Source organism: Amycolatopsis sp. H20-H5, assembly GCF_035828755.1.
Taxonomy (GTDB): Bacteria; Actinomycetota; Actinomycetes; order Mycobacteriales; family Pseudonocardiaceae; genus Amycolatopsis.
Window position 1 is genome coordinate 67,594 of the sequence record NZ_JAYMZS010000037.1, and the last position, 8,076, is coordinate 75,669.

Below are 8,076 nucleotides of genomic sequence, written 5' to 3' on the forward strand. Positions count from 1 at the left end.
GCCGCCGGGTTTCGCTAGCGTCCCCGGTCATGCGCCGGTATGCAGTGGTGGCCCTGACCGTGGCCCTCATCGGGTCGATGACAACGATGACGGCCGCGGCGTCGCCCGGATGGGTGACCTCGCCCGCGTCGTACGTCGACCCGCTCATCGGCTCGGCTCGTGACGGCAACACCTTCCCCGGCGCGACCACGCCGTCCGGGATGCTGTCGTGGAGCCCGACCAGTACGCGCGGGGACCAGACCAGCACCGGTGCCGCCAACGGCTACCAGTACGACACCACACGGCTGCGCGGCTTCAGCCTCACGCACGTCGACGGCGCGGGCTGTAACCCTGGCGCGGCCGGGGACATCCCGATCATGCCGATCGCGGCGGACGTCACGAGCTCCCCGAGCGCGGACAAGACAGACGCGATCTACGCGAGCGACTTCGCGCACACCGACGAGTCCGCCAAGCCGGGCCGCTACACACTCGGCCTCGCGAACGGGGTGAAGACCGACTTCGCCGCCACCGACCGCGCTGGGATCGGCACCTTCGCCTTCCCCGCGGACAAGCCCGCGAACCTGCTGTTCCGGACGTCGAACTCACTCAACGGCAGTGAGGACGCCGAGATCCACCTCGATCAGGCGAACCGCCAGGTCACCGGTTCGGTGCTCACGGGCGCGTTCTGCGGCCGACGTGCCAACGGCGGTGTGAACAACCGCAAGACCTACTACCGGCTCCACTTCGTCGCCCAGTTCGACCAGGCTTTCACCGCGACCGGAACCTGGCGCGACGCCCAGCTCGCGCCCGGCGGCACGGACACGACGGGCGGCGAGGGTTACGCGACCGGATCCGCTCGCGCCGGTCGCGGGTCGGGCGGCTACGTCACTTTCGATCCCGCGCACAAGGTGACGATGAAAATCGCCCTGTCGTACGTGAGTCTCGAAGGTGCCGAGCAGAACCTGCGTGCGGAGCTCAGTCCGCGTTCGTCGGTCGAAAGTGTTGCTTCAGCCGCGTCGCGCGCCTGGAACGAGCGGCTTGGCCGCGTCCGGATTGGCGGAGGCACCGAGGGCCAGCGGCAGGTTTTCTACACCGCGCTCTACCACGGGCTCATGCAGCCGAACCTGGTCAGCGACGTCGACGGCCGCTACCTCGGCATGGACCAGCAGGTCCACCGGCTCGAACCGGGGCAGGACGCGCAGTACGGCAACTTCTCCGGCTGGGACCAGTACCGCGCGCAGATCCAGCTGCTGGCACTGCTCGAACCGCGGATCGCCGGGAATTTCGCGCAGTCGTTGTTCAACTACGCCAAGCAGAACGACGGCGTCTGGGATCGCTGGGTGCACGTCAACGGCGCGACTCATGTGATGACCGGCGATCCGTCGGCGGCCACGATCGCGACCTTCTACGCCATGGGCGTGCGCAACTTCGACGTCCGAGGTGCTTTCGAGTCGCTGTACAGGCAGGCGACCGTGCCCCGGCCGGAAGGGTTGCAGGACGGTGGCTGCCCCGGTCAGTGCGTCGGGCAGCGCCCGAATCTGGCGCAGTACCTCACTTCCCACTACAGCGCGAACGACGTCTGCCACTGCTGGGGCGGCGCCGCGGAGACACTGGAGGACTCGGTCGCTGACTTCTCCCTCGCGCAGTGGGCACGGGAACTGGGGCGGGACAAGGAGTATCGCGAGCTGAGCGAGCGAGGTTCCTACTGGCGCAACGTGTTCAACCCCGCGACCGGGTACATGCAGGCCCGCAACCTTGACGGTGGCTGGGTCACGCCGTTCGACCCGGCGAGCGACCGCGGCTTCGCGCAGGGCAGCAGCGCCACCTACACCTGGATGGTGCCGCAGGACGTCACCGGGCTGGCCGCCGCGATGGGCGGCAAGGACAAGGCCGTCCCGCGTCTCGACGCGTTTTTCCACGACGCGCAGGGAAACTGGAAGTTGACCGGCGGCGGCCCGCTCAAATACGACCCGACCAACGAGCCCGGCATCCACGCGCCCTGGCTGTACAACGAACTCGGGCAGCCGTGGAAGACCCAGGAGACCGTGCGCGAGCTGGTGAATACGGTATACACAACCGGACCCGCCGGACTGCCCGGTAACGACGATCTCGGCACGATGTCCGCCTGGTACGTCTTCGCCGCGCTGGGTATCTATCCGCGTACGCCGGGCTCCGCGGAAATGCTCCTGTCGAGCCCGCTCTTCTCGCAGGCGTTGGTGCTGCCGGAGCATGGAGCGCCGACGCTGATCACGGCCACCGGCGATGGCAAGTACGTCCAGAGCGTGCGCCGCAACGGACTTCCGTACCACGACTGGAAGCTTGACGGCGCTTTCCTGCAACACGGTGGCCTGCTGAACTTCCAGCTGTCCACGAACCCGTAATGTAATAACACGGTTCACCACGAGCCGTAACGGGCTTGGCAGCTGTCACGACTCTGGTGCCATGAAGCGCGCTGGTTCGTTCTCCGTTGCCCTTGGCTCCTTCCTGCTCGGCGGTGTGCTGCTGACGGGCTGCAACGTCCCGACCCAGCCCGCGCACTCCGAGGTCACGGCGCCCGTCCCGACTTCCAGCGCCGAATACCCGACTCCGACCTACACCCCGCCGACCGAAACGACCTCTGCCACGCCGACGCCCACGGCGGTGGCTGAGGCCCCTGCCGCTCCCGTCGCGGTCAAGCCCAGCGTGACGCCGAAGCCCGCGCCTGTCCCGAAAAAGACGACGGCCGCGAAGGCGCCCGCGGTGGCGTGTGGAGGCGACTACTACGTCAACTCCGACGGAAACTGCATTCACCGCCCCGAAGCGGCTCCGGGCGCTCCGTCCGGCGCGACCGCACGATGCGGTGACGGCACCTACAGTTTCAGCCAGCACCGCCAGGGCACCTGCTCCCATCACGGCGGTGTCGCCGCCTGGCTCTGACGGGAAAGGCGCTCAGCCGAAGAAATCGAGCAGCGCCTTGGTGACCACTTCCGGCTGCTCCTCCAGGAAGTAGTGCCCGGTCTTCTCCACCAGCGCCACCTGGACGTCGGTGCCCTGCGTCGGCAGGACGGCCTGCATCTGGGCGTAGAACTTGATGTGGGCGAGCCCGAGCATCGGCGCGGTGACCTTGCCGTAGGTCTTCAGGTCCGCGATGTCCTGTGCGAAGGCCTGGTACCAGCCGTTGCCGCCGCGGATGCCGTCCGGCTGGGAGAACGCCCTGGCGTAGACGGCCCGGTCGAAGTCGCTGAAGGCGGCGGGGTTGACCGGCAGGTTGTCGAAGACCCAGTCGATCAGGAACCGGCCGCGCCCGGCCAGCAGCTGTTCCGGCAGTGTCCGGACCTGGTTGAACGCGAACCACCACGGGCTGAACGAGCCCGGCTGCGGGAGCGCCCGGATCTGGAAGTAGCTGTCGTCGGGATGGGTGACGTCGAGGATCGCGACCTTCTTGACCGCCGCCGCGTGGTTGACGGCGAAGCTGAAGGCGACCATCGAGCCGATGTCGTGCCCCGCGATGTTGACCTGGCCGTAGCCGAGTTTCCCGATCAGCTCGAAGATGTCGTTCGCCATCGTTTTCTTGTCGTAGCCCGACTGCGGTTTGTCCGTGCTGCCCCCGCCACGCAGGTCGACGGCGATCACCCGGTAGCGCGCGGCGAGCGCGGGCAGCACCTTGTGGAACTCCCACCAGTTCTGCGGCCAGCCGTGCAGCAGGACGAGCGGCTCGCCCTGCCCGCCGATCACGTAGTGCTGGCGGATTCCGTTCGCCACCACGAAGTTACTGGTGAAACCGCCGGGGAGCGAGCGCGCCAGTTCGGCGTCGGAAGGGACACCTGTCGTGTCGGCGGCCGCCGGGGTGATCCCAGCCGCGGCGAGCCCGCCCGCTGCCGCGCCAGCGCTCATGACGATCGCCTTCCGTCTGCTCAAGGTCATTTCCGCGATCCCCCATGCTCGGTCCGTCCCGGGCCGCGCCCGGCCTGGTCGTGCCAACCTATCCAATCCGCGTTCTCCTATCGTGCGGAGTTCCTCGGCGCGGGAGCGGCCGGGCCGGTGTCACTTGTGGACAGTGGACGAGCAGGTCGAACCACGTGCTGAGCGAGCCGCCGGACAGGGTGAACGCCGCGTCGTTGCCGGGGTCGTAGACCGGACCGATCAGGCGCGTCGTGGCAGGCCTGTCGAGCCACGCCCGGACCTCGGCAGGACTTTCGCTCCGCAGATCCAGGACGTACGCGTTCACCTCGGCTTCGCCCAGCGTGGCTTCGGCGAATTCCGCGGGTGGCGCGGGGGCGAGGTGGGACTCCGCGCCGTGATGGAAGGTCAGGCCCACGGACAGGTGGCCGGAGCCGAGGCTCTCCCGCAGGTAGCTGCCCGCGCTCCGGTGAACGGCCAGTGGCGCCGCCGCGGCCGAGACGATCCGCGGGTCGCCGTTGACAGTGTGCGCCATGCCGCCCCAGTAAACGGTTTTGTGCCCGGTGTGTTCCTGCCACCAGAGGGCGTTCTCCGCCAGGAGTCGTTCGATGTGGCCGAGGTCGCCGCCGTGCGGCGCGACCTTCCGCGGGTGCTCCGCCAGGTTGGCGATCCGAACCGGCTCGGCGGGCTGCCGCTCGTTGTGGCGGCGGATCCAGTGGATCGTGTCAAGCAGTTCGGCCGTGCGCCAGAACGACCGTGCGTCGGCCAGTAGTGCCCGTGGGTCACCGGTTCCGGTGCGGACGTACTGGTCGAGCAGGATGCTCGTCTCGTCGTCGCCCTCCAAAGCGAGCGAACGGAAGCCGAGCTCCTCGACGAGGAATTTCAGTATCCGTTGGGAGACAACGGCAAGCTCGTGGGTGTCACGGGCCGAAACGCCGAGCGTGACGACGCGCGCGTCGCCCACCATTTCGCGTAACGGCTCCAGATCGGTGCCGGGTGCGTCAGGTTCGAGGGTGGTCAGCGGATGAGCGTGCCGCGCGATCCAGCGTGCGGTGGTGATCTCCATGCGATCAGTCTCGTACCTCGACCTTCATTGAGGTCAAGGCGCGCTCAGCGCGGCCAGTGCGTGCCTTGCAGCACCTCGATGCCGGAGTTGAACCGGAGCAGGAGCTCGTAGAACGCGTGGCGGTCCGCCTCGGACCAGCCGGTGACGACCAGGCCCAGCCTGCGCCGGTAGTGCTCACGGTCTTCCCGGAGTTTCCGGGCTCCCTCGGCGGTCGGCCTCAGCTTGCGCGCGAGGCCGCCGTCGGGGTCCGGGATGCGTTCCGCGAGGCCCTGGCGCAGCAGCGCGGCGACCTGCCGGTTCACCGTCGAGACGTCCAGCCGGAAGGCGTCCGCCAGCTCGCGCAGCGACATCGGCTGCTGCGCCTCGAGCCGGGTGAGCAGCAGGTACGCCGATTTCTCGAGGACACCGGGCTCGCGAGTGCTGCCGGGGAGGACCTGATGCCTGCCCAGCAACGTCAGCTCGCGCTCGATACCGGCAAGGAAGTCGTGTCGATCACGAACGGCTCGATCCGGGCTCATGGGTATGTATCTCGCCGCTTTGGCGGGCCTCGGGCTCACCGCACTCGTCCCGCGCGCTGTGGAGGCCAAGGAGCTCGTCCCCGCGTAGGTTCAGCCGGGGTTAGGGTCGTGGCCGCATGATCATCGCGGCCAGGTAGTAGGCGCACGGAACGTCGGCGGGGTTGGCGAACCGGTGGAGCTGGTCCGCCTCGAAGTACGCGGAATCGCCCGCCTCCATGAGAACGGTCCGCTCGCCGATCGTCAGCTGGAGCGTTCCCTCCTCCACGGCCAGGTACTCGTGCGAGCCCCTCGCGTAGGCGGGGAACTCCCCGGCGTCGCAGTGCGGCGGCAGCGTGAGGCGCACGAGCTCGAAGTTGACCCCCGCGACGACGGGTGACAGGACCACCCGCCGCCAGCCGTCAGCGTGATCCGCGCTTTCCTGCTCGTCGCGGCGGCGGACGACGAGCCGCCGGTCGGACGCGTCCTCGAGCAAGGCCGTCAGGCTGACTTCCAGGCCATCGGCGATGCGAGCCAGGACGACCACGGTGGGTGCCTTCGCGGCGCGCTCGATCGCCGAAAGCATGCTGACGCTCACGGAACAGCGTTCGCCGAGCCCCGCGAGGGACAGGCCCCGTTCCGCCCGGAGCCGTTGCAGCCGCTGAGCGAGTTCGGCGAGATCAAACATTGCGCTATAGTAGAATTATGGACACTATAGTGCAAATGCGGCCTGCTCGATCGGGGGACCTCGGCCGTGTCGCCGAGATCTACGCCCACTACGTGCACAACACCACCATCACCTTCGCGGAGACCGAGCTCACGGCGTCGGAATGGGAGAGCCGATTGGCGCAGGGTTTGCCGTTTCTCGTCGCGGAGTCCGGCGGCTCGATCGTGGGCACGGCGTACTGCTCGCCCTGGAAGTCCAAGAGCGCCTACCGGTACACCGTGGAGAACACGATTTACCTCGCGCCCGCTGAGGTCGGCCGCGGCACGGGCACGCTCCTGCTGCGCGAGCTGATCGCGCTCTGCGCCGAGGCCGGGCTGCGTGAGCTCGTCGCCGTGATCGCAGGCACCGGCGAGTCCGCGTCGGTCAAACTCCACGAGCGGTGCGGTTTCGAGCACGCGGGACGGCTGCGCGGCGTCGGCGTGAAACACGGGCACACGCTGGACACCGTCCTGATGCAACTGCACCTGAATGGCGTAAATCACTGAAAGATCGTCCCGGAAGGCAACCCGCTCGCGTGCGTGACGTCTTCATCTGTGAGAGCGACGGGGGTCGCTGGTAGCAGGGGAGAACATGAAGAAGTCTTATGTGGCAACGGGTCTTGCTGTCGTCTCGGCTTGCGTCGCGCTGAGTGGGGTGGCGCAGGCGAGCCCGGCGCGAGCGGTGCTGAGCGGGGACGGGTACCACGGGCTGAAGCTCGGCATGTCCGAAGCGGGGGCGAAGAATTCCGGAGTATTGCTGGGAACTCCGTGGGACGACGGCACGTGCGACCGCTACCAGACGGTCGACCGTCCCGACGACCAAAGGGCCGTCGCCCTTTCCCATCAGCTCGGGGTTGTGGAGGAAAGGGCACCGCGTTCGGCGCGCACGCCGGAGGGGATCGGCGCGGGCTCGACGGTCGCTCAGATCAAACGGAAATACGCCGACGCGCAGTCGTACCGCAACGGTTTCACTGCGCGGGTGCCGGGATACGCGGACCGGTTCTACACGTTCTGGGTCGAAGGCAGCGACGGCAGCGGCAACTACCCGGACAGCGCCAAGGTCACCGACATCGCACTCAGCTCGGTGTCGTTCGACTGTCCCCTGCTCGGCGACTGAAGTCCGTGAATCTAAACCACCTTGAGGGACTCGGGTCCCTCAAGGTGGCCTTGACGTCAGCTCAGTTGAGCGGCGGCACCACGTGGCTGCGCTAGATTCGGAGAATGACGACGTCGGCTGAGGTGCACACAGACGCGCAGCTTCTCTATCTTTCGATCGACCTTGGCGACGCACCGCCGTTCCGGTTCTTCCGTGAGCAGGTCGACGCTTTGGATGTCTTGCAGCAATATTGCACATTGCTGACTACCGGAATCTATTATGTGGGCTCTTCGCGGGACTCATCCAGTAAGGACGCGACCGCGGCCATGCGGGGACACTACGGTCCGATCAAAGTGGTCCGATCAAAGTGGTCCGGACATCGATGGCGAGTCCGTGGATCACCGTGCTCGCTGATGTCGTCGAGCATTCCCGCCCGGTGGCGTACACCGTCGGCAGTGTTTTCGCCCTGCAACGACTCTTGCGCATGGTGATGGAGTGGCAGGTCCATCGGCAGGAGTTGGACGAGCGTCGACACCAGGCAGAAAAGGCCGACCGGTCAGAGATCGATCAGATCCTGAGGCGTCATCTTCGGGCTGAGCAGGCGTTGGGTTCACTCGCGGGCAGACCGACCTTGCCCGAGGACCTTGATGAGGCCGCCGAGGCGCTGACGAAACTCGGCCCGGTGCTGGCCGCGGAGATGGTCGATCCCGATGACCGGCGCGCGGCCTTGGACTAGTACTACAGAGCTAGATCTTTGCGTGTCGGTTCGTGATATCGGCTGCTGGTTGTGCGAGTGTTTGCGTGTGACCATTCCTTCTGCTGGGCGGGCTGGCGTCGCGGGCGGTGCGACTCGGGAA

Annotated in this window: 9 protein-coding genes; 5 read left to right on the forward strand and 4 right to left on the reverse strand. The window is 67.3% G+C overall.

Features of this window, described 5'->3' with window-relative positions; all coding sequences use genetic code 11:
- Window positions 1-29: 29 nt before the first annotated feature.
- Together QMK34_RS21400 and QMK34_RS21405 are read left to right on the forward strand one after the other, a co-directional pair.
- Entirely contained in the window at window positions 30-2,360 is a 2,331-nt protein-coding gene (locus QMK34_RS21400) for a GH92 family glycosyl hydrolase (RefSeq protein WP_326415949.1), read from the forward strand.
- Window positions 2,361-2,421: 61 nt separating this feature from the next.
- The gene (locus QMK34_RS21405) at window positions 2,422-2,895 is read left to right on the forward strand and encodes a DUF3761 domain-containing protein (protein WP_326415950.1); all 474 of its coding nucleotides are present in this window, start codon (window positions 2,422-2,424) and stop codon (window positions 2,893-2,895) included.
- Window positions 2,896-2,907: 12 nt separating this feature from the next.
- Here QMK34_RS21405 and QMK34_RS21410 read toward each other — a convergent pair whose 3' ends face one another.
- The 4 genes from QMK34_RS21410 to QMK34_RS21425 form a co-directional block, all read right to left on the reverse strand.
- On the reverse strand, window positions 2,908-3,852 hold the full coding sequence (locus tag QMK34_RS21410) for an alpha/beta fold hydrolase (protein WP_326415951.1): 945 nt from the start codon (window positions 3,850-3,852) through the stop codon (window positions 2,908-2,910).
- 88 nt (window positions 3,853-3,940) lie between these two features.
- Entirely contained in the window at window positions 3,941-4,924 is a 984-nt protein-coding gene (locus tag QMK34_RS21415) for an erythromycin esterase family protein (protein WP_326415952.1), read from the reverse strand.
- Between the two features lie 44 nt (window positions 4,925-4,968).
- The gene (locus QMK34_RS21420) at window positions 4,969-5,442 is read right to left on the reverse strand and encodes a MarR family winged helix-turn-helix transcriptional regulator (protein WP_326415953.1); all 474 of its coding nucleotides are present in this window, start codon (window positions 5,440-5,442) and stop codon (window positions 4,969-4,971) included.
- Between the two features lie 100 nt (window positions 5,443-5,542).
- Window positions 5,543-6,106, reverse strand: a complete 564-nt coding sequence (locus tag QMK34_RS21425) for a helix-turn-helix domain-containing protein (protein ID WP_326415954.1) — start codon at window positions 6,104-6,106, stop codon at window positions 5,543-5,545.
- A gap of 17 nt (window positions 6,107-6,123) precedes the next feature.
- Here QMK34_RS21425 and QMK34_RS21430 point away from each other — a divergent pair, with 17 nt between their 5' ends.
- The 3 genes from QMK34_RS21430 to QMK34_RS21440 all read left to right on the forward strand — a co-directional run bounded on the left by QMK34_RS21430 (window position 6,124) and on the right by QMK34_RS21440 (window position 7,955).
- Window positions 6,124-6,630 carry a GNAT family N-acetyltransferase gene (locus QMK34_RS21430; RefSeq protein ID WP_326415955.1) on the forward strand — a complete coding sequence of 169 codons (507 nt, stop codon included), beginning with the start codon at window positions 6,124-6,126 and terminating at the stop codon, window positions 6,628-6,630.
- 85 nt (window positions 6,631-6,715) lie between these two features.
- Entirely contained in the window at window positions 6,716-7,240 is a 525-nt protein-coding gene (locus tag QMK34_RS21435) for a hypothetical protein (RefSeq protein ID WP_326415956.1), read from the forward strand.
- A gap of 382 nt (window positions 7,241-7,622) precedes the next feature.
- A complete protein-coding gene (locus QMK34_RS21440; RefSeq protein WP_326415957.1) occupies window positions 7,623-7,955 on the forward strand; it encodes a hypothetical protein in 333 nt (110 codons plus the stop codon).
- Window positions 7,956-8,076 lie beyond the last annotated feature (121 nt).

Coding starts and splice junctions, on each gene's coding strand:
- QMK34_RS21400 (WP_326415949.1), top strand. CDS start 30: ATGCGCCGGTATGCAGTGGTGGCCCTGACCGTGGCCCTCATCGGGTCG.
- QMK34_RS21405 (WP_326415950.1), top strand. CDS start 2,422: ATGAAGCGCGCTGGTTCGTTCTCCGTTGCCCTTGGCTCCTTCCTGCTC.
- QMK34_RS21410 (WP_326415951.1), bottom strand. CDS start 3,852: ATGAGCGCTGGCGCGGCAGCGGGCGGGCTCGCCGCGGCTGGGATCACC.
- QMK34_RS21415 (WP_326415952.1), bottom strand. CDS start 4,924: ATGGAGATCACCACCGCACGCTGGATCGCGCGGCACGCTCATCCGCTG.
- QMK34_RS21420 (WP_326415953.1), bottom strand. CDS start 5,442: ATGAGCCCGGATCGAGCCGTTCGTGATCGACACGACTTCCTTGCCGGT.
- QMK34_RS21425 (WP_326415954.1), bottom strand. CDS start 6,106: ATGTTTGATCTCGCCGAACTCGCTCAGCGGCTGCAACGGCTCCGGGCG.
- QMK34_RS21430 (WP_326415955.1), top strand. CDS start 6,124: ATGGACACTATAGTGCAAATGCGGCCTGCTCGATCGGGGGACCTCGGC.
- QMK34_RS21435 (WP_326415956.1), top strand. CDS start 6,716: ATGAAGAAGTCTTATGTGGCAACGGGTCTTGCTGTCGTCTCGGCTTGC.